This window comes from Pseudomonas sp. MIL9 (genome assembly GCF_016887925.1).
GTDB lineage: Bacteria > Pseudomonadota > Gammaproteobacteria > Pseudomonadales > Pseudomonadaceae > Aquipseudomonas > Aquipseudomonas mohnii.
In genome coordinates this window covers 27,408-48,795 of the sequence record NZ_JAFEHE010000038.1, presented here as the reverse complement: position 1 = coordinate 48,795, position 21,388 = coordinate 27,408, and the positions used below count along the sequence as shown (strand labels likewise).

The 21,388-nt window shown below is 60.6% G+C and carries 15 protein-coding genes; 8 read left to right on the top strand and 7 right to left on the bottom strand.

Annotated elements, in window-relative coordinates; all coding sequences use genetic code 11:
* Positions 1 to 69 precede the first annotated feature (69 nt).
* Both JQF37_RS30220 and JQF37_RS30215 read right to left on the bottom strand, forming a co-directional pair.
* A complete protein-coding gene (locus JQF37_RS30220; protein ID WP_130209381.1) occupies positions 70 to 1,380 on the bottom strand; it encodes a glycosyltransferase in 1,311 nt (436 codons plus the stop codon).
* A gap of 78 nt (positions 1,381 to 1,458) precedes the next feature.
* Positions 1,459 to 1,818, bottom strand: coding sequence for a response regulator (locus JQF37_RS30215; RefSeq protein WP_130209379.1), 360 nt, complete (start codon positions 1,816 to 1,818; stop codon positions 1,459 to 1,461).
* 255 nt (positions 1,819 to 2,073) lie between these two features.
* Here JQF37_RS30215 and JQF37_RS30210 point away from each other — a divergent pair, with 255 nt between their 5' ends.
* The 5 genes from JQF37_RS30210 (at position 2,074) to JQF37_RS30190 (ending at position 8,615) form a co-directional block, all read left to right on the top strand.
* Complete coding sequence (locus JQF37_RS30210) at positions 2,074 to 5,562, top strand: response regulator (RefSeq protein WP_130209377.1); 3,489 nt, start codon at positions 2,074 to 2,076, stop codon at positions 5,560 to 5,562.
* Entirely contained in the window at positions 5,562 to 6,395 is an 834-nt protein-coding gene (locus JQF37_RS30205) for a protein-glutamate O-methyltransferase CheR (protein WP_130209375.1), read from the top strand. The genes JQF37_RS30210 and JQF37_RS30205 overlap by 1 nt, the downstream gene beginning before the upstream one ends.
* Positions 6,392 to 6,985: a chemotaxis protein CheB gene (locus tag JQF37_RS30200; protein ID WP_130209373.1), complete on the top strand. Its 594-nt coding sequence runs from the start codon at positions 6,392 to 6,394 to the stop codon at positions 6,983 to 6,985. The genes JQF37_RS30205 and JQF37_RS30200 overlap by 4 nt, the downstream gene beginning before the upstream one ends.
* Positions 6,979 to 8,160 (top strand): hybrid sensor histidine kinase/response regulator, encoded by a 1,182-nt coding sequence (locus tag JQF37_RS30195; RefSeq protein WP_130209371.1) that lies wholly within the window; start codon positions 6,979 to 6,981, stop codon positions 8,158 to 8,160. Before JQF37_RS30200 ends, JQF37_RS30195 begins: the two co-directional genes overlap by 7 nt.
* 77 nt (positions 8,161 to 8,237) lie before the next feature.
* Positions 8,238 to 8,615: a response regulator gene (locus tag JQF37_RS30190; protein WP_130209369.1), complete on the top strand. Its 378-nt coding sequence runs from the start codon at positions 8,238 to 8,240 to the stop codon at positions 8,613 to 8,615.
* Positions 8,616 to 8,661: 46 nt separating this feature from the next.
* Here the strand turns inward: JQF37_RS30190 and JQF37_RS30185 are convergent, their stop codons facing one another.
* From JQF37_RS30185 to JQF37_RS30175, 3 genes are all read right to left on the bottom strand, one after another.
* Positions 8,662 to 10,332, bottom strand: a complete 1,671-nt coding sequence (locus tag JQF37_RS30185) for a response regulator (protein WP_130209368.1) — start codon at positions 10,330 to 10,332, stop codon at positions 8,662 to 8,664.
* Positions 10,329 to 11,831 (bottom strand): ATPase domain-containing protein, encoded by a 1,503-nt coding sequence (locus JQF37_RS30180; protein WP_130209366.1) that lies wholly within the window; start codon positions 11,829 to 11,831, stop codon positions 10,329 to 10,331. Before JQF37_RS30180 ends, JQF37_RS30185 begins: the two co-directional genes overlap by 4 nt.
* 116 nt (positions 11,832 to 11,947) lie before the next feature.
* Positions 11,948 to 13,003, bottom strand: a complete 1,056-nt coding sequence (locus tag JQF37_RS30175) for a tetratricopeptide repeat protein (protein WP_130209364.1) — start codon at positions 13,001 to 13,003, stop codon at positions 11,948 to 11,950.
* Between the two features lie 195 nt (positions 13,004 to 13,198).
* On the opposite strand from JQF37_RS30175, the gene JQF37_RS30170 reads away from it, so the two are divergent.
* The 3 genes from JQF37_RS30170 to JQF37_RS30160 are packed head-to-tail and all read left to right on the top strand — an operon-like array spanning position 13,199 to position 16,494.
* Positions 13,199 to 15,334 carry an FUSC family protein gene (locus JQF37_RS30170; protein WP_130209362.1) on the top strand — a complete coding sequence of 712 codons (2,136 nt, stop codon included), beginning with the start codon at positions 13,199 to 13,201 and terminating at the stop codon, positions 15,332 to 15,334.
* The gene (locus JQF37_RS30165; protein ID WP_047528674.1) at positions 15,324 to 15,524 is read left to right on the top strand and encodes a DUF1656 domain-containing protein; all 201 of its coding nucleotides are present in this window, start codon (positions 15,324 to 15,326) and stop codon (positions 15,522 to 15,524) included. The genes JQF37_RS30170 and JQF37_RS30165 overlap by 11 nt, the downstream gene beginning before the upstream one ends.
* A gap of 4 nt (positions 15,525 to 15,528) precedes the next feature.
* Complete coding sequence (locus JQF37_RS30160) at positions 15,529 to 16,494, top strand: HlyD family secretion protein (RefSeq protein ID WP_130209360.1); 966 nt, start codon at positions 15,529 to 15,531, stop codon at positions 16,492 to 16,494.
* Between the two features lie 269 nt (positions 16,495 to 16,763).
* Here JQF37_RS30160 and JQF37_RS30155 read toward each other — a convergent pair whose 3' ends face one another.
* Together JQF37_RS30155 and JQF37_RS30150 are read right to left on the bottom strand one after the other, a co-directional pair.
* Entirely contained in the window at positions 16,764 to 18,185 is a 1,422-nt protein-coding gene (locus JQF37_RS30155; protein ID WP_130209358.1) for a TolC family protein, read from the bottom strand.
* On the bottom strand, positions 18,182 to 21,373 hold the full coding sequence (locus JQF37_RS30150; RefSeq protein WP_130209356.1) for an efflux RND transporter permease subunit: 3,192 nt from the start codon (positions 21,371 to 21,373) through the stop codon (positions 18,182 to 18,184). Before JQF37_RS30150 ends, JQF37_RS30155 begins: the two co-directional genes overlap by 4 nt.
* Positions 21,374 to 21,388: the final 15 nt, after the last annotated feature.

Genomic DNA, 21,388 nt, shown 5'->3' with positions numbered 1-21,388 from the left:
AGGAAGCCAGACATTAGTCCAGGGAAAAAAGGAAGGGTGTTATCTATGTATTGTGTTGTTACGCCCTGGTTATGTTAGAGACCCTTTTTCTGGCGCGCGATTCTTTGCCTCGATCCATTGCGCCATGTACTGAGTGCTCTTGTGATGATGGTGACGCAACATGCTGCCGGTAAAGTTGTCCCGGCGGATCTGCGCCAACTGCCGTTGGCAATGAACCAGTCTTTCAATCAGGGCGGGCCCGTGAATGGATTGCTGGTAACGGCTGGCTAGCAGAGCCTGCGCTTGAACCTGCGCACGCTGCCACAGAGCCTTGTCGGTATACAGCCGCACAGCGTTGTCGGCGAAGTCGCGAGCGGACCGGGTCACGGCGCCGGGCCACGCTTGCTCGCCGTGCATGGCTTCCGCCCCCATCGGGGTGGTGACATTGGGCGTGCCGCAGAGCATCGCATCGATGATTTTGCCTTTGATTCCCGCACCAAAACGCAGCGGCGCCAGGCACACCCGTGCCGCTGACATGACTTGCAATGCGTCTTCCGCCCAGTTCATCACGTGAAAGCCCTGGGCGGCATTGTGCAGCGCGCTCGCCTTGGGCGGCGTGTAAGCGCCATAGATGTGCAACTGCGCGCCAGGTAATTGCTCGCGGATCATTGGCCAGATGACGGTTTTCAGCCAGAGCACCGCATCCCAGTTGGGCGCATGCCGGAAGTTGCCAATGTGCAGGAAATGCGCGCGATCTTCGAACGGTGCCGGCGGTTGGTTTGGCAGATCAACCATCAGCGGACACCAGTGCAGCAGGCTTGGCGGAAGATTGAATTGCTCGACCAGCAACTCGATTTCCATCTCGGAAATCATCAGGTTCAAGTCACAACGATAAATCGCTGCGATTTCCCGTTTGGCCAGATCGGTATCGGCCATGAACTCGAACTCTTCACGCAATGCAGGCGCGAACAGATCACTGAAGTCGTTGCTGTCGTCACTGGCCTTCAAGCGCTCCTTGAGTCGTTGCTGGCGGGCATCACGCAGGCTTTGCAGATCGGACGTTTCAAGTACGCGCACGGCATCGGGGCAGTGTTTTTCCACGCGCCAGCCGAACTGTTCTTCCATCATGAAGCGATCGAACAACACCACATCCGGTGCCAGTTCGTGGATGAACGTGTCAAAACTGCTGTTGTTCAACTCGATCGGCACTTCGCGAATGCCCAGCGCCGTGAGGTCGGCCCGGTGCTCACCGCTGCCGGCCGGGCTGCTGAAAGTGATGTCCCAGCCTTGCTGCAGGAAAGTCTCGAGGATTTGCATCATGTGCCCACCGGCCGCGGAGGAGCGGGGCTCGGGCCAGACGTAACCAATGACCAGGACTTTGGTTGCGCGAGGTTGACTCATGTACGGGGTTTCCTTGAAGCGTGCAGGGGGCAGACAAGTATAAGAGAGGGCGGTATTAGATCATGGCGGGTAGCAGGTTCATTCGAGAATGCTCTTGACCTTGTCCCGCAACTGATCAATGGAGAAGGGTTTGCCAATCACATGCATGCCTTCGGGCACTTCGATGCTTTCGGCATAACCGCTGGCGAACAGCACCGGCAATTCGCGGCGCAGCATTCGCGCTTGAGCGGCCAACTCCCGGCCATCCATCTGCGGCAGGCCGACATCGGTCATCATCAAGTCGATGTGCTGCTCTGCATCCTTGAGAAACGCCAGCGCCTGATCGCAGCCGTCGGCCTCCAGCACCTTGAATTCCAGCTCCTCCAGCACATCGACAATGAGCATGCGCACGATGTCATCGTCTTCGACGACCAGGATGATGGAAATGTTGGCGGACATGGCGGACTTCTCGAAAAGTGATAGGGGGGGGGCGGGCGATCGAATCTCCGGCCTCCTGCATGAGTAAATGGCGACTCCCGACAAGTTCCCGACGGGCTATAAAAAGAGTAGCGGCATGGAGAGAAAGGATAACCGCTCCTTTGGCGCCAAAGCAGCTGTATGCAGGATTTTGCGTAGATATGCATCAGAAAATTGGATCAATGCGCCGGTTTTGGGGCAGACTCCTTGGTTTCACACGTTCGACAAGGCTTGACTATGACCTCTGCGTCTTCGGTTGATGAGCAACGATTCCGTAAACTCCTGAGCCGCAACATCAGCCTGCCGCTGGGTGTCGGCGTCATCAGTGCAGTGTTTTTTGTTTCGTTGATCATGTACCTGCTGTCGACGATCCAGTGGGTCGAGCACACGGACCGGGTGATCAATAACGCCAATGAAGCGCTCAAGCTGACGGTCGATCTGGAAACCGGCATGCGCGGCTTCCTGCTCAGCAGTGACGAAAAATTTCTCGAACCCTATGAAACGGCGAAGCCGAGAATCGAGGTCGTCCTCAAAACCTTGCTCGAATTGACAGGCGACAACCCGGCCCAGACCGACCGTCTGCACCGGCTGCAGGCGTTGCAACAGGAATGGGCCGATTATGCGCAAACCATGATCGATCTGCAGCGATCCAGCGGCGATTATCGCAGCGCGGTGAGGGCTGGAAAAGGCAAACGCTTGACCGATGAGATCCGCAAGCAGTTCGAAGACGTGATCGACATGGAGCAGCAACTGCGCACCACCCGCAACGATGAGGTGCGGCGCACGACGGTCTGGAGCATCGGTCTCTACCTGTTGTTCATCGCTGGCATCAGTGGCTTGCTGGCTTACATCGGCCGTCGCGACCTGCTCAATCTGTCCAACAGTTACAGCGCCAACCTTGCCGCGCAGCAGGCCAGCGCCCATCGCCTGGAGCAGCAAGCCTGGTTACGCAATGGCCAGACCGAACTGGCCGAACAAGTGCTGGGGCAACTGAGCCTCAATCTGCTGGGGCGCAACATCCTGCAGTTCTGTGCGCAGTACCTGGGCAGTGCCGTGGCTGCGCTGTATGTCCGCGAAGAGCACGGCGGCCTCAGGCGCGTGGCGTCCTACGGCTTTTCCCGTGAGCAGGAAGCCATCGATCAGCAGATCTACAGTGACGAAGGCATTGTCGGCCAAGTGGCGCAACAGGCACGCCTGATCCGCCTGGACAACGTGCCGAGCGACTATTTCAAGGTCAGTTCCGGCCTCGGCCAGGGCTTGCCGCACAGTGTGCTGGTGGTGCCGACCAGCGACGACGATCGGGTCAATGGCGTCATCGAACTGGGTTTCCTGCGTCCACTGAACGACCGCGACGTCGAACTGCTTGAGCTGATAGCGGCCAACATCGGCACCTCCATCGAGGCCGCGCGTTATCGTCAGCGCCTGCAGGAAGTGCTGGCCGAAACCCAGCAACTCAACGAAGAGCTGCAGGTGCAGCAAGAAGAGCTCAAGACCGCCAACGAGGAGCTCGAAGAACAGTCGCGAATCCTCAAGGAGTCCCAGGCACACCTGGAAACCCAGCAGGTGGAGCTGGAGCAGACCAACGAGCAACTCGCCGAACAAGCAACGATTCTGGCCGAGCAGCGCGACGCCATGGACCTGAAGAACACCGAGCTCAATCAGGCCCAGCGTCAACTCGAAGAGCGCGCCGAAGAGCTGCAGCGTTCCAGCAAGTACAAGTCGGAATTTCTCGCCAACATGTCCCACGAACTGCGCACGCCACTGAACAGTTCGTTGATCCTGGCCAAGTTGCTGGCGGAAAACCCTCAGGAGAACCTCAGCGCCGAACAGGTCAAGTTTGCCGAATCGATCTATAGCGCCGGTAATGACTTGCTCAACCTGATCAACGACATTCTCGATATTTCCAAGGTTGAGGCCGGCAAACTCGAGATCCGCCCGGAAAACACCAGCGTCGCGCGTCTGGTGGATGGCTTGCGCGGGATGTTCCAGGCATTGGCCACGGACAAGCAGCTGGCATTCCACGCCACGCTGGAAGACAGCGCTCCCGCGTTGATCTTTACCGACCGCCAGCGCCTGGAGCAGGTCATCAAGAACCTGCTGTCCAACGCGGTGAAGTTCACCGAAAAGGGCAGCGTCAGCCTCAGCGTTGCCTCGGCGCCCAACCACGCCATTGCCTTTACTGTGCGCGACACAGGGATCGGCATTGCCGTGGATCAGCAGGAAAGCATTTTCGAAGCCTTTCGCCAGGCCGATGGCACCACCAATCGCCGTTACGGCGGCACCGGGCTGGGCTTGTCGATCTCCCGCGACCTGGCCGCTTTGCTGGGCGGTTCCATCAGCGTCAGTAGCACACCGGGAGAGGGCAGCGTGTTCACCCTGGTGTTGCCGCAACAATACGTCGAACCGGGGGACGACCCTGTCGAACCGATGCGTCCAGTGGCGGTAGCGGCAGCCCCGCCCGTGGCGCCAGCCACCCCGGCTCCGCTGATCGTCGAAGACATTCCGCGCTTCGACGATGACCGCAACCGGGCGCCGTTCGCTACCCGCTGCATTCTGGTGGTGGAGGACGAGCCGAACTTTGCGCACATCCTCTACGATCTCGCCCATGAGCTGGGTTATCAGTGCCTGGTGGCCCACGGTGCCGATGAAGGCTACGACCTGGCCCGCGAGTTCAGCCCCGACGCGATCCTGCTGGACATGCGCCTGCCCGATCATTCCGGGTTGACCGTCCTGCAACGCCTCAAGGAGCACGCGAAAACCCGACACATACCGGTGCACGTGATTTCCGTCGAAGACCGGGTCGAGGCGGCGATGCACATGGGCGCCATCGGTTATGCGTTCAAGCCGACCACTCGCGAAGAGCTCAAGGACGTCTTTGCGCGCCTGGAAGCCAAGCTGACCCAGAAAGTCAAACGCGTGCTGCTGGTGGAAGACGATGACCTGCAGCGCGACAGCATTTCCCGCCTGATCGGTGACGATGACATCGAAATCACCGCCGTCGGCCTGGCCCAGGACGCACTGGAGCTGCTGCGCACCACGATCTTCGATTGCATGATCATCGACCTCAAACTGCCGGACATGCTCGGCAATGACCTGCTCAAGCACATGTCGACCGAGGACATCTGTTCGTTTCCGCCGGTGATCGTCTACACCGGGCGCAATCTGACCCGGGACGAAGAAACCGAACTGCGCAAGTATTCGCGCTCCATCATCATCAAGGGCGCGCGTTCGCCCGAGCGCTTGCTGGATGAGGTCACACTTTTTCTGCACAAAGTCGAATCCCGGCTGTCCCATGAACGACAGACAATGCTCAAGACCGCCCGCAGCCGCGACAAGGTGTTCGAGGGGCGCAAAGTGCTGCTGGTGGACGACGACGTACGCAACATCTTCGCCCTCACCAGCGCACTGGAGCAAAAGGGCGCAGTCGTGATCATCGGGCGTAATGGCCTTGAGGCGATTGATCGATTGAATGAAGTCGAGGACATCGATCTGGTGTTGATGGACGTGATGATGCCGGAAATGGATGGCTTCGAAGCCACCACCGAAATCCGCAAGGACCCGCGCTGGCGCAAACTGCCGATCATTGCGGTAACGGCCAAGGCCATGAAGGACGACCAGGAGCGCTGCCTGCAGGCGGGCGCCAACGATTACCTGGCCAAACCCATCGACCTGGATCGCCTGTTTTCGCTGATCCGGGTGTGGTTGCCGAAGATGGAACGTATCTAGTGGAGCGCCATTATTCAGTGGAGCGAAACAGTGAAATCGAGCTGCGCTTGTTGATCGAGGCGATCTACCTCAAGTACAGCTACGATTTTCGCGATTATTCCGGCGCTTCGATCAAGCGCCGGGTGACACACGCGCTGAGCCAGTTCGAGTGCGGCACCATTTCGGCCCTGCAGGAAAAGGTCCTGCACGATCCGAAGGCATTCATGCAATTGCTGCAGCTGCTGACGATTCCAGTCAGTGAAATGTTCCGTGATCCCTCGCACTTTCTGGCCATACGCAAGGAAGTGGTGCCGCTGCTCAAGACTTACCCGTCGATCAAGATCTGGATCGCCGGCTGCAGCACGGGCGAAGAGGTCTATTCGATGGCGATTTTGCTGCGCGAAGAAGGCCTGCTCGATCGCACCATCATCTATGCCACCGACATCAACCCGCGCTCCCTGGAAAAAGCCAAGCAAGGCATTTTTTCGATGGAGAATGTCCGGGCCTATACGTCTAACTACCAGCACGCGGGAGGCCAGCGCTCCTTCGCCGATTACTACACGGCTGCCTATGGCTACGCGATTTTCGACAAGTCGCTGTGCGAGAACGTGACGTTCGCCGATCACAGCCTGGCGACCGACAGTGTGTTTTCAGAGACTCAGTTAATTTCTTGTCGTAACGTATTGATTTATTTCAATAAAAAATTACAGGATCGCGCGTTCGGTTTGTTTCACGAGTCACTGTGCCACCGTGGATTTCTGGTGCTGGGGAGCAAGGAAACCCCGGATTTTTCGGCCTATGGCAATCAGTTCGAGCCCTTGGCCAAACAGGAACGGATCTACCGTAAATCATGAACGACACCATGGGCTTGCCTTCTATAGAAGCAATCGTGATCGGCGCGTCGGCAGGCGGGGTAGAAGCGCTGCTCAATATCCTCACCCCGCTGCGCGAAGGCTTTGGGTTGCCGATCGTTGTGGTGCTGCACCTGCCGGATGAGCGGCGCAGCCACCTGGCGGAGGTCTTTGCCCGACGGGTGGCCCTGCCGGTACTGGAGGCCAGCGACAAATGCCGCATCGAAGCCGGAACCCTGTATTTCGCCACGCCCGGTTATCACTTGTCCGTGGAGCAGGACCGCAGCTTTTCCTTGAGCCTTGAAGACCGCGTGCATTACTCGCGACCCGCCATCGACTACCTGTTCGAATCGGCGGCCGATGCCTATGGACCGAAACTGGCCGCCGTGCTGCTGACCGGCGCCAACCGCGACGGCGCCCACGGCCTGGCGCAGGTCAAGCGACGTGGCGGGCTGACGGTCGTGCAGGACCCGGACGAGGCGCAGGTCGCGACCATGCCCCTGGCGGCGCTGGATATTCACCAGCCTGACCACATTCTCACTATCCGCGGCATTGGCCGTTTGCTTGTCGAGCTGGAACAAATCGCATGCTAAGTAATATCCAGGCCAAACTGCTGATTGTCGACGATCTGCCGGAAAACCTGCTGGCGCTCGAAGCGCTGATCAAGCGCGAGGATCGCATCGTCTACAAGGCGCTTTGCGCCGACGAAGCCTTGTCGCTGTTGTTGCAGCACGAATTCGCCATGGCCATTCTCGATGTGCAGATGCCCGGCATGAATGGGTTTGAACTGGCCGAGTTGATGCGTGGCACGGAAAAGACCAAAAACATTCCGATCGTGTTCGTCAGTGCCGCCGGTCGCGAGCTGAATTACGCGTTCAAGGGCTATGAAAGCGGGGCCGTGGACTTCCTGCACAAACCGCTGGACATTCATGCGGTCAAGAGCAAGGTCAATGTGTTCGTCGAACTGTTTCGTCAGAGCAAGGCGATGAAGCAGCAGGTCGAAGAGCTGGAGCAGAGTCGGCGCGAGCAGGAAGTGTTGCTCAAGCGCTTGCAGAGTACCCAGCTGGAGTTGGAGCAGGCCGTGCGGATGCGCGATGACTTCATGTCCATCGTCGCCCACGAAGTGCGCACGCCGCTCAATGGCCTGATCCTCGAAACCCAGTTGCGCAAGATGCACCTTGCCCGGGATAACGCTGCGGCGTTTACCCTCGACAAGATGCAGGCCATGGTCGATCGCGATGAGCGGCAGATCAAAAGCCTGATCCGCCTGATCGAAGACATGCTCGATGTGTCGCGTATTCGCACCGGCAAGCTGTCGATTCGACCGACACGCTTCGATCTGTCGGAACGGGTTCGCAGCCTGTTGCAGAACTTCGCCGCACAGATCGAGGCCGCCGAGTCGTCGGTGACCCTGGTGGCCGAGCAACCGGTGGTCGGCAACTGGGATGAGTTTCGTATCGAGCAGGTCATTTCCAATCTGCTGACCAACGCCCTGCGTTACGGGGCCAAGAGCCCGATCACCGTGAAGGTGTACAGTGAGCGTGGTGAAGCACGGGTGGAAGTGCGTGACTTCGGGATCGGCATCAGTGAAGAGAACCAGCACAGGATTTTCCAGCAGTTCGAGCGCGTCACGGCCAAACACGCCGTCGCCGGGCTCGGGTTGGGATTGTTTATTTCTGAACAGATAGTGACCGCCCATGGCGGTACCATTACCGTCGAAAGCCGGATTGGCGAAGGCGCCCTGTTTCGCGTTTGTCTACCGCTGTAGGAAAACAGTCCGATAAACGCAACCTCTGATCGACCCCATGGTCGTATCAGCAGCTATTGACCGAACAAAGGCTTCCCATGAGTGAAGATGCACAAGACGTCGTATTGATCGTCGAAGATGACCCCTCGATTCTGATGGTGCTGACGGCCTATCTGTCGGGGGAGGGCTACCGGGTTCTGCAGGCCGAAAACGGTGAGCAGGCTTTCGAAATCCTTGCCAGCAAGCCGCACCTGGACATGATGATCACCGACTTCCGCCTGCCGGGCGGAATCTCCGGCGTGCAGATCGCCGAGCCCGCGATCAAGCTGCGACCGGAGCTGAAGGTGATATTCATCAGCGGCTATCCGCAGGAAATCCGTGAAACCGACAGCCCGATCACGCGCACGGCGCCTATCCTCGCCAAGCCATTCGACCTGGATGTGCTGCAGGAAATAATGCAGGACATGCTGTCCTGAGGGCTGCAGGCGCTGCCTTGGGCAACGCCTGAGGAGGGTGGGTGCTTCAGACGCTGATCATCTCCCGCACCTTCGCCGTCAACAAGTCGAAGGTGAACGGCTTGGTGATCATCTGCATGCCAGGGTCGAGGAAACCCCCGCGCACCGCCGCGTGCTCGGCATAGCCGGTGATGAACAAGACCTTGAGCCCCGGCCGGTGCTGCCGGCCGATTTCCGCCAGTTGCCGGCCGTTCATGCCGGGCAGGCCGACATCGCTGATCATCAGGTCGATACGCTGCCCCGAATCGAGAACCGGCAACGCAGCGGCCGCATCGCCAGCCTCGACGAAGGCATAGCCCAGCTCGCTCAGCACGGTACTCACCAACACCCGGACCGCCGGGTCATCCTCGACGATCAGTACCGTTTCGCCATTCTGCGCGAAGAGCGGATGCTGGCGATCGACCGGATTGTCCCGGGGCAGGTCGCCACCGAAGCGCGGCAGGAACAGGCTCACCGTCGTGCCTTGGCCCACTTCGCTTTGAATGGCGACATGGCCCCGGGATTGTTTGCTGAAGCCATAGATCATCGACAACCCCAGGCCGGTGCCCTGACCGATAGGCTTGGTGGTGAAGAACGGATCGAAAGCGCGGCTGATGGTGCTTTGCTGCATGCCGCAGCCATTGTCGGTGACACTGAGTACCACGTAGTCACCCGGCTTGAGGTTGCTGTGGGCTTCGGTGAAGCGGGCGTCCAGCTGCTGGTTCGCGGTCCCCACCACCAGTTTGCCGCCATCGGGCATGGCATCGCGGGCGTTGATGACCAGGTTGAGCAGGGCACTTTCCAGTTGATTGGGGTCAGCCTCGGCCACCCACAGGTGCTCGCTCAGCTGCATTTCCAGACAGATGCTTTCGTTGATGCTGCGTTGCAGCAATTCGCCCATGGAGATCACCAGGTTGTTCATCTCCACGGGTTTGGAGTCCAGCGACTGGCGACGGGAGAACGCCAACAGCCGGTGAGTCAGGCCCGCCGCGCGATTGGCCGAGGTCACGCCAAGGTCGATCAGGCTGTCCAGATCCTCGGTGCGGCCACGGGCCAGACGCCGGCGCAGCAATTCCAGGCTACCGATGATGCCGGTCAGCATGTTGTTGAAGTCGTGGGCGATACCGCCGGTGAGTTGGCCGACTGCCTCCATTTTCTGCGACTGGCGCAACACTTCTTCGTTGTGACGAAGCTGTGCGGTGCGTTCTTCGACTTGCTGCTCAAGGGTTTCGAGGGTGTTCTGCAGGCGCAGTTCGCTCTGGCTCAAGTCGATTAGCCGGTCCCGGGCCTCGTACTGTCGTCGACGTCCGCGCAGGGCCGTGGTCACCAGGCTGATCAAAGTCTCCGGATGAAAGGGCCGCTCGAGGAAGGTGACGTTGCCCAGTTGCGGGCCAAAACGTGAGGCGGGGTTTTGTTCCGGGCCGCCATGATGGGTCAACAATACGATCGGCAGGTCCGACCAGGCCGGCTGCTGCTCGATCAGGCCCAGTAACGGGTCCAGATCAATGCCCAACAAGGCCTCGGCGGATATCAGCAGCAACCCCGCACCTTGTTCCAGTTCCCGGCAGAGCTCGATCAGGCCTGCACTGACAACCCCGTCGAAACCCGCTTCACGGAGCAGCATCAAGGCAATCTGGCCGTCGCGCCCCAGCGGCGCGAGGATGATCGCGCGCTCGGAAGTGGCTTCGACCGCCGTCATGGGGTTTCTTCCCCGAGCAGCGGGTTGCTGGCGCCCAGATAAGTGGGAACGCCGCGCAAAACACCCTGGAAGGTTTCCAGCGGCTCACCGATGGTCATGCCCTCGCTGCTGATGCGGTACTCGCGAATGGTGGATTCATGGCTGCCGGTGCGTTTCTTGATCACCGAAATCGCCCGGCGCACCTTGCCCACGGCTTCGAAGTAGCGCAGCAGAATCACCGTGTCCGCCAGATAAGTGATGTCCACCGGGGCCTGCATATCGCCGACCAGTCCATGCTGGGCGACGGTCATGAAGGTCGCGGCGCCCTGACGGTTGAGGTACAGCAACAGCTCGTGCATGTGCAAGACCAGGGCGTTCTCTTCGGGCATGGCCGCCTGGTAGCCGTTGATGCTGTCGATGACCACGGTCTTGATGTTGCGCTCGTCGACGCAGCGACGAACCCGGTGGGAGAACTCGCCGGGGGACAGTTCAGCGGCATCCACCTGTTCGATCAGCAAATTGCCGCCGTGTTGCAATCCCTGCAAATCGATACCGATGTTTTTCATGCGCTCGAACAGCAGGCCCAGTTCCTCGTCGAAAATGAACAAGGCGGCTTTTTCACCCCTGGCCACGGCGGCGGCCGCGAAGATCATGGAAATGAGGGATTTGCCGGTACCGGCCGGACCGAGAATCAAGGTGCTGGAGCCGGTTTCAATACCGCCGCCGAGCAGGGCGTCCATTTGCGCGATGCCGCTGGTCAATTGCTGGCGCAGGTAGCGCCCGCGATGTTCGGCGGCCACCAGGCGTGGAAACACATGCACGCCATCGCCCATGATGGTGAAGTCGTGAAAGCCGCCACGGTATTTCTGGCCCCGGTACTTCACCACCCGGATACGCCGCCGTTCGGCGCCGTAGTTGGGGGTCAGTTCCTCCAGGCGGATCACGCCGTGGGCCACGCTGTGCACGGTTTTGTCGAGGGACTCGGTGGTCAGGTCGTCGAGCAGCAACACGGTCGCGTCGTAACGCACGAAGTAATGCTTGATCGCGAGGATCTGCCGGCGGTAGCGCAATGAGCTTTGTGCCAGCAGACGGATCTCGGACAGGCTGTCGAGCACCACGCGGGTTGGCTTGAAGCGTTCGACCACTTCGAAGATCTGCTTGGTGGCCTCGCCCAATTCCAGGTCAGAGGAGTACAGCAGCGACTGCTGGTGCTCGGCATTGAGCAGGCTTTCCGGCGGCGTCAGTTCGAAAATATGCACGTTTTCGCCCAGTTCCCAACCGTGGGACCGGGCGCCCTGGCGCAGTTCGCGCTCGGTTTCGGACAGGGTGATGTACAACGAGCGTTCGCCGGCCCGGGCGCCAGCCAACAGAAAGTGCAGGGCAACGGTGGTCTTGCCGGTGCCCGGTTCGCCCTCCAGTAGAAACACGTGGCCGCGAGAGAGTCCGCCATCGAGGATGTCATCCAGCCCTTCGATACCGGTGGCGGCTTTTACACTGATCAACTCGTTGGATATAGACAAAAAATGCCCTCTCTTGACTAGGGGAACGAGGCAGTGGGCGCTGAGTGCCACAAGGGTCTGCCTGTTCACTTGACCTTTGGTCGAGACGAGCGTTCAACAAAATTTACGGCGGGATATCAGAGACCTTGCTGCAGGGCCGGGTCGTCCGGATTCATTTGTTCGAGTTGTGCCAGCAGGATCTGCACATTCTGCAGTTGTCCGCTTTCCTTCCAGTAATTGATCAACAGCACTCGCGCCCTGCGATCGTTCGGGTGGCGCTGGACGATCTCCTGCAATTGCTTCTGCGCCGCTTCCAGCTCCTGTTCACCGTGCAGGGTGGTGGCCAGGTCATAGCGATAGTCCTTGTTGTCCGGCTCAAGCTCCACGGCTTTGGACAGGCCCAACAGCGCGAACTCACTCTGGCCATGATTGAGCAGCCACAGCCCCAGGGCATGCTGCAAATAGGCGGAGTCGGGCTGTGCTTTCAATTGCCTGGCCAATAACTGCCGGGCGGCATCGCTTTGTCCCAGCTTATCCAGCACCTCAATCTGCATGACCAGCGCCGGCAGGTTGTCGGGGGCCAGGCGCAGGGTGTTTTCAAGCGCCTGCTGGGCCTCCTTGAATTCGGCGTTGTGCAAATGCAGTCGAGCCAGCTGATAGTGATTCTCGGCGCTCTCCGGCGCGCTTTTGAGTACCTGCTCCCAGGCATCGATGGCTTGTTCCAGTGGCCCGAAATACAAGCCGAGGTCGTCCGGTGACAAGCCCAGCAAGGCGTTGACGGCGGCCAACCGCACATTCTGGTCTTTGTCATCGAGCAACGGCCCGAGCAATAAGCTGCGCTGGCCGTTGGGCACCAGCCCGCTGATGCTCTTGATCGCCGCGATACGCACCTCGGGCGACTCATGTTGCAAGTCGGCGTCCGCCAGTTTCAGGGCCACCGAACTCGGGTAGTTGGGCAGTTCGGCGTGCAGCCAGATGCGCCGTTTGGGCGATAGATCGGGGCGGCCCAATTGCTGGTACAGCACCCGCGCGGCGCCGGGCTGGCCGGCGCGGGCCTGGGCCAGCGCCTCACTGTAGCCGCGCTTGATCGCTTCGGGCACCACTGGCGTCGTGCTGCGCAGGTACACCCAGGCGAGGCCGATGACAAGCAAGGCGCAGAGACTGATAAGCAGATAACGGCGGGACTGGGGCATGCGAATCCGGAAGCTGGCAAGCTTTTGCAAAGTCAGCAGCTTCGGTCAGGCGGAGCGCTGAGTCAAACCCTGACTCATCTGAATGCCCACTGAGGGGGAGGGGATCGACGGCTTTACCTCCATGTTGCGTCGACGCGCTGTCGAGACCCGGAAGCTGTGACTACGCTTGCTGGATAAGCGCCAACGAGCACACCCATGCAAGCACTGTTGCAGTACTTCAAGGCGATTGTCCACCCCGGGCCCGGGGTGTTGCTGTTTGCCTTGAGAACCATTGCGGCCGGGCTGTTGACGCTTTACCTGGCCTTCCTGTTCGACCTCGACCAGCCCAAGTGGTCGATCATGGCCGTGGTCATCATCAGTCAGCCACTGGGCGGCATGGTGCTGGCCCGCAGTTTCGGCCAGGTCATCGGCACCACCATGGGCGCGGTCGTGGCGGTGGCCACCATGGCGATCTTTCCCCAGGCGCCCCTGCCTTTCATTACCACCCTGGCCTTGTGGCTCGCGCTGTGTACGGCCGGTGGCACCTTGTTGCGCTACACCAGTTCCCAGGCGTTCGTCCTCAGTGGCTACACCGCCGTGGTCATTGCGCTACTGGCGATTCCCGACCCGGAGGGCACATTCCTGCTGGCAGTCACCCGAGTCACCGAGACTTTGTTAGCCGTCGCCTGTGTGTGCGTGGTCAGCCTGCTCACCGCGCGCCCCGAAGCCGTAGCCCGGGACTATTTCGCCAAAATCGATCAGATCACCAAACTGCTGGCGACCCATGCCAGTGCCGTCCTGCGCACCGAGGAAAGCGAGGCGGATTTTCAACGCCGGCAAATGCAACTGCTGGGTCAGATCAGCGCCCTGGAGGGCGTACGTCGGCATTTGTACTTCGATGCACCTCGCTTGCGCAGCGCCAACGGGCTGGTGCAACTGTTGGGCAATCAGCTGGTGCTGCTGACCGCGAGGCTCACCGCCCTGCGTCACCAGCGGCTACTGCTGACGGAGCGCTGGGAAGGGGCGTTGCCCGAGGAAATACAGCGTCTGCGCGCCGAAGAGCTGGCCTTTCTCGATGAACTGGCGCAACAGGGCCGTTCGCTGTCGAGCGAAAAGCGCCACCCTTTCACCTCGTTGCGCCAACGCTTCGACGAGCTGGCCTACAGGGCCGAGCAATTGACCGAGGCCATGCCGGCCACCTTGCGCTCGCTGGCCTGGTCGCTGCGCTGGGAACAGGCGCGCCTGCTGCAACAACTCGAGCAGATACTGGAACTGAGCGACGCCATCCAGAGCGGGCGGCCCGCCAGCAGTGTCTTTCGCGGCCAGGAAAACCCGCTGCACCTGGATTTCACCCTGGCGACCATGAACGCCATCCGCGCATTCTCCGCGATATTGGTGGCTGGCCTGATCTGGATCGAAACCGGCTGGGACGGGGCGCGGGGCGGCATGGTGCTGCTGGGGATTCTTTGTTCGCTGATGTCGACGTTTCCACGGCCGCTGCTGGTGGTTCAAAGCTATGCCAGAGGGTTTGGCCTGGCGTTGCTGGCGTCGGCACTGCTGCAGTTCATGTTTGTCCCGATGATCAGTAACTTCGAAATGCTCGCGATGTTGCTGGCACCCTTGCTTTATGCCGTCGCCGTGGGGCTGTCCAGTCCGCCCACCACCGGCACCGGTATGGGGCTGGGGCTGACGACATTTCTGCTGCTGGGCCCGTTGAATGTGGGGCTTGGACAAAATACCGCCATCCAGTGGTTCGAGTTTGCTGGCGCCTACACGTGCGCGACGGTGCTGGGGTTGAGTGTCTACGCGCTGATCTTTCCGTTCCGGCCGGTATTGCGGATGCGCCGGTTGTTCAAGGAGAACTGCGAGCAGGTGTACGCCTTGCTCAAAGTCCCGGCCACCGATGAAAACCAGTTTGCCTTCGAGAGCCGCATGGTCGATCGCCTGACCATGATGCTGGGTTTGCTGCCGGCGACCCAGGACCAGGGATCGCGGGATGTGTTTGAAGTCAGTCTCGGTTGCATGGCCCTGGGTATCGCCTTGAACCAGCTGCGGCAACAGGGGCAGGGCAACGCGTTGTTGACGCCCGCTGTGCAAAGCCAGGTGTTCGCCACGGTCCGTGAAACCGGGCGGCTGGTCGCTGGCCGCCCCGGCATTCAGGCGGATCACGTGATCAACAGCCTGCATGCCTTGGGCGATGAACTGGACACCCTGCATTCCAGTGTTCATGAACATCTGTGGTCGGTGTTTCGCATGCGCGTGGCGCTGTTGATCGTGGTGTCATTCCTGGAGCGCCATCGCCATCACTTTGAACCGCTCGCCCCACAAGGAGTACCTGCGCTTGCCCATTGATCTGGAAATAGGCGGTGTCTACCTCCCGCCCATCGCCCAGGCGCTGCTGCTGGGCCTGCCGATTTTCCTGGCGCTGGACTGGGTGCTGCGGCGCCTGGGCGTGCTGCGCTTCGTCTGGCATGAAGCGTTGTTCGAGGGCGCGTTGTACGCCTGTGTGTGTGCGACCCTGATTCTGCTGATGGGAGCCTGATGCCTTGAAGAAGATCCTTTCACACCTGACGACACTGGCCGTGGTCGTGCTGGCGTTCGTCCTCGGCTGGTTTGCCTGGGAGCATTACACCCGCGCGCCCTGGACCCGGGACGCCCGGGTGCGTGCCGACGTGGTGACCCTGTCCGCCGATGTTTCGGGGCGCATCGTCAGGCTCGGCGTGCAGGACAACCAGCATGTGGATAAGGGCCAGTTGTTGCTGGAGATCGATCCGGCGCGCTATGCCCTGGCGGTTGAACATGCCAGACGCTCCGTCGAGGTGGCGAAAGCGTCGCTGGGGCAGTCTGAAGCGACCATCGTCTCCAGCCAGGCGCTGTTACGCCAGCGCCAGAGCGAAGAGCGGCGCCGTCGAACCCTCAAGGAGCGCTCGGCGATTTCCGGCGAGGAATGGGAAAAGTCCAACACCGAAGTCTCGGTGGCACAGGCTGACTTGTTGCGTAACCAGGCCAACCTGGGGCTGGCGCAGGCCACCGTGCAACTGGCGATTGCGGCATTGACCCAGGCCGAACTGGATCTGCAGCGCACCCGCGTGGAATCGCCAGTCAGTGGCTACGTCACCAACCTGCTGACCCGCCAGGGAGACTATGCAACGGTGGGTGGTCCGTTGTTGGCGCTGGTGGACAGCGACAGCTTTTATGTCAGCGGCTACTTCGAAGAAACCAAGTTGCCGCGAATCGGCGAGGGCGACCGGGTCGACATTGAATTGATGAGCGGTGAAAAATTCGGCGGCACCGTACAAAGCATTGCCTTCGCCATCGCCGACCGGGAAAACCTGCCCGGTGGCCGGCTACTGGCCAACATCAACCCCAGCTACACCTGGGTCAAGCTGGCGCAGAGGGTGCCAGTGCGGATCAGGATTGACGAGGGTTACGCCGGTAAAGACAAACTGCGAGCGGGAACCACGGCCACCGTCACCGTCGAGGAAAACCACAAATCTGAAGATGAGCGCTAACTTCGCGGACACATTCGGACCCTGTGGGAGCGAGCTTGCTCGCGACAGCGGTCGGTCACCGTTGATGTTGGATTTGCTGACGTCATCGCTGCGATGCGGCGACCCGACAAGCGCGCTCCCACATGGGTCGCGTGGCAGGCGCTTGCAGGGGGCTGCCATCCGTGTTTCCCGGGATTGCCTGAAAAGCAAAAAAAAGCCCCGCGACCGAATGAGACGCAGGGCAAAGGAATTGGTTGGTTGCGGCCAACCAAAGGAGCGCTTGAAAAAGGTTACTTGCTGGCGACCGTTTCCGGCTGCCAGCCACCGCCGAGTGCCTTGTAGATCGCGACGATGCCGCGATACAGATCGACTTCGGCCTGGGCCTGGGTGTCTTCCGCCGCCAGACGCTCACGCTGGGCATCGAGCAACACCAGGAAATCGGCGGTGCCTTCGCGGTAGCGGATCTCGGCGAGGTCGGCAGCCGAGCGGCTCGATTCGCTCTGGCGAATCAGCGAAATCAACCGTTGTTGGCGTTTGCCGTAATCGCTGAAGGCGTTCTCCGATTCCTCCAGAGCCAGCAAGACTTGTTGCTCGTAGCTCGCCAGGGCGCCTTCAGCGTCGGCGTCGGCACCGCGCAAGCGGGCCTTGACGCTGCCCAGATCGAATGCCGCCCAGGTGATGCTCGGGCCAAGCGCCCAGGCGTTGGCCGCCGAGGAGCCGATCTGCGAACCCCGCCCGGCGGTGAAGCCAAGGAAGCCGCTGAGGCTGACCCGAGGGAACAAATCAGCCTTGGCCACGCCGATGCGCGCCGTGGCCGAGGCGAGTTTGCGTTCGGCGCTGAGAATGTCCGGGCGACGTTGCAGCAGTTCCCCCGGATCACCAATGGGCAATGCCTTGGCAATGGCCGGCAAATCCTTGGGGCTCAGGTCCACGGTCAACTTGTCCGGGCGTTGACCGAGCAGGGTGGCGATGCGGTTTTTCTGCCGAACCTGTTCGGCCTGCAATTGCGGCACGCTGGCCTCGACCGCCGCAAGACGCGCATCGGCGCGCTCCACGTCGAGCTGATCGCCGACGCCGGCATCACGCAGGCTGATGGTGATCTTGCGCGACTCCTGCTGGTTCTCCAGGTTGGCCAGGGCGATTTTCTCCCGCAGTTGGGCTCCGCGCAGCTGGCCGTAGGAATCCACCAGTTCGGCAATCATGGTGACTTGCAGTTGATACAGATCGGCCTCGACCGCTTGTTGCTCGGCGTTGGCCGATTCCAGGTTGCGCTGGATGCGGCCAAACAGGTCGATCTCCCAGGCCATGTCCAGGCCCAGGTCATAGCGTTCGCTGTTGACCCGGTCGGTGGTCTGGCCGGGAATCTGCCCCTTGGCCAGGTCACTGCTGATCCGGCTGGTGATGGTCGGCATGGCGTCATTGCTGACGTCATCGCGTATCGCCCGCGCCGCTTTCCAGCGGGCGAAGGCGACGCGCAAGTCGCGGTTGCCCTTCAGGGACTCGGTCACCAACTGGTTGAGGGTCGGGTCCTCGAACTGCTGCCACCAGATGCCTTCGAAACGGGAGCGGTCAAAGTTCTTCTGACCGGCCGCGCCATCGGTGGCGGTGGTGATATGGGCCGCCTCGGTGGCCGGGGTCTTGTAGTCCGGGCCCACGGCACAGGCGCTCAGCGCCAGTACCAGGAGACTCGGCAGGAAGGCTTTCAAACTCATGAATGCGACTCCAGCGGCTTTTGCAGTTTCAGCGCCTTGGCGGCTTTTCGTGCCTCACCGCGCTCGACAAAGTTGCGAATCAGTACGTAGAACACCGGTGTCAGCAACAGACCGAAGAAGGTCACCCCGAGCATCCCGGAGAACACCGCCACACCCATGGCATGACGCATTTCAGCACCGGCACCGCTGGAGAACACCAGTGGCACCACACCCATGATGAACGCGAAGGAGGTCATCAGGATCGGCCGCAGACGCAGGCGGCAGGCTTCCAGTACCGCAGCCAGCGGGTTGAGACCTTCGAGCTGTTTATCCTTGGCAAACTCGACGATCAGAATCGCGTTTTTGCACGCCAGGCCCACCAGTACGATCAAGCCGATCTGGGTAAAAATGTTGTTGTCGCCACCGGACACAATCACCCCGGTGATGGCCGACAGCAGGGTCATCGGCACGATCAGGATCACCGCCAGTGGCAGGCTCCAGCTTTCGTATTGCGCCGCGAGCACCAGGAACGCCAGCAGAACGCAGAGCGGGAACACGAACAGCGCGGTGTTGCCGGACAGAATCTGCTGGTAGGTCAGGTCGGTCCATTCGTAGGTCATGCCGTTCGGAAGTTCTTCCTTGAGCAGTTTCTCGATGGCTTTTTCGGCCTGGCCGGAGCTGTAGCCGGGGGCTGCCGCACCGTTGATTTCAGCGGTGATGAAGCCGTTGTAGTGCATCACGCGGTCCGGGCCCGAGGTGTCGCTGACCTTGATGAAGGTCGCCAGCGGGATCATCTCGCCCTTGTTGTTGCGTACTTTCAGCTGGCCGATCTGGTCCGGTTCAAGACGGAACTGCTGCTCGGCCTGAACGTTGACCTGATAGGTACGACCAAAGCGGTTGAAGTCGTTGGCATACAGCGAGCCCAGGTAGATTTGCAGGGTGTCGAAGATGTCGCTGACGGCCACGCCGTGGGTCTTGGCTTTTTCCCGGTCGATGGCAGCATCGACCTGCGGCACGTTCACGGTGTAGCTGGTGAACAGATTGGCCAGTTCCGGCACGCTGTGGCTCTTGGCAATGATGTTCATGGTTTGCTTGTACAGCTCGTCGTAGCCCAGGTTGCCCCGGTCTTCGATTTGCAGGCGGAAACCACCGATCGTGCCCAGGCCCTGTACCGGCGGCGGCGGGAAGATCGCAATGTAGGCACCCTGGATGTCGGCGAACTTGGCGTTCAGCGCGGCCGCAATGGCACCCGCCGATTCGCTTGGGTCCTTGCGCTCGTCAAACGGCTTGAGCGGGGTGAACACGATGCCGGCGTTGGGGCTGTTGGTGAAGCCGTTGATCGACAGGCCAGGGAAGGCCACCGAGTTGGCCACGCCAGGTTGCTTGAGGGCAATCTCGGACATCTGCTGGATTACCGCATCGGTGCGATCCAGGCTGGCGGCGTCCGGCAACTGGGCAAACGCCACCAGGTATTGCTTGTCCTGCGCCGGGACGAAACCGGTCGGGGTGCTGGAGAAACCGAAGAACGTCAGGACCATCAGGCCCGCGTACAGCAGCAGGGCGATGCCGCTGCTGCGGATCACGCGGCCAACGGTGCCGACATAACCATGGCTGGCCTTTTCAAAGAAACGGTTGAAGGGACGGAACAGCCAGCCGCCGAACACCTTGTCCAGGAGTTTGGAGAAGCGGTCTTTCGGCGCGTCATGGCCCTTGAGCAGCACCGCTGCCAGTGCCGGCGAGAGGGTCAGGGAGTTGAACGCCGAGATCACCGTGGAAATCGCAATGGTCAGGGCGAACTGCTTGTAGAACTGGCCAGTCAACCCGGAAATGAAGGCCGCCGGGATAAACACCGCACACAGCACCAGTGCCGTGGCAATGATCGGCCCGGTCACTTCACGCATGGCGCGTTTGGTCGCTTCGACCGGATTGAGTCCCAGTTCGATATTGCGTTCGACGTTCTCCACCACCACGATCGCGTCGTCCACCACGATACCGATCGCCAGTACCAGGCCGAACAATGACAAGGCGTTCAACGAGAAACCGAACAGGTGCATCACGGCAAACGTACCGATCAGCGACACCGGCACCGCCACCAACGGAATGATCGAGGCGCGCCAGGTTTGCAGGAACAGGATCACCACCAGCACCACGAGGATCAGCGCTTCGAACAGGGTGTGAACCACCGCTTCGATGGAGCCGCGCACGAAGATCGTCGGGTCATAGACGATGCTGAAGTCCATGCCTTCCGGGAAGCTCTTCTTCAGCTCCGCCATCTTGTCGCGCACTTCGTTGGAGATCTCGATGGCGTTGGAGCCCGGACGCTGGAAGATCGGGATCGCTACCGCCGGCTGGTTGTTGAGTTGCGAACGCAGGGCGTACTGGCTGGAGCCCAGTTCGACACGAGCAATGTCTTTCAGACGGGTGATTTCACCGTTGTCGCCGGAGCGAATGATGATGTTCTCGAACTCTTCTTCGGACACCAGGCGACCCTGGGTGTTGACCGACAGCTGGAACGCGGTGGCGTTCGGTGCAGGCGGCGCACCCAGTGCACCGGCGGCGACCTGGCGGTTCTGTTCGCGGATCGCGGTGACCACGTCGGTGGCGGTCAGGTTGCGCGAGGCGGTCTTGTTCGGATCGAGCCAGACCCGCAGCGAGTAATCGCCCATGCCGAACAATTGCACATCACCGACACCACCCAGGCGCGCCAGCTCATCCTTGATGTTGAGCAAGGCGTAGTTGGACAGGTACAGCATGTCGTAGCGTTTGTCCGGCGAGGTCAAGTGCACGACCATGGTCAGGTCGGGCGACGCCTTGTCCACGGTGATACCGATGCGCGTCACTTCTTCGGGAAGTTTGGGCTCGGTCCGGGTTACGCGGTTCTGCACCTGCACCTGCGCATTGTCCAGGTCGGTACCCAGGGCGAAGGTGATGGTCAGGGTGATCTTGCCGTCGGCGGTCGACTGCGAGGACATGTACAGCATGTTCTCGACGCCGGTGATGGCTTGCTCCAGCGGAGCGGCCACGGTCTCACCGATGACTTTGGGGTTGGCCCCGGGGAAGTTGGCGCGGACCACAACGGTCGGCGGCACCACTTCCGGGTATTCGCTGATCGGCAGCTGGAACAGCGAGATCGCGCCGGCGATCAGGATCAGCAGCGACAGCACTGCGGCGAAGATCGGCCGTGAAATGAAGAACTGGGAAAAATTCATCGGAGTCGTTATTCC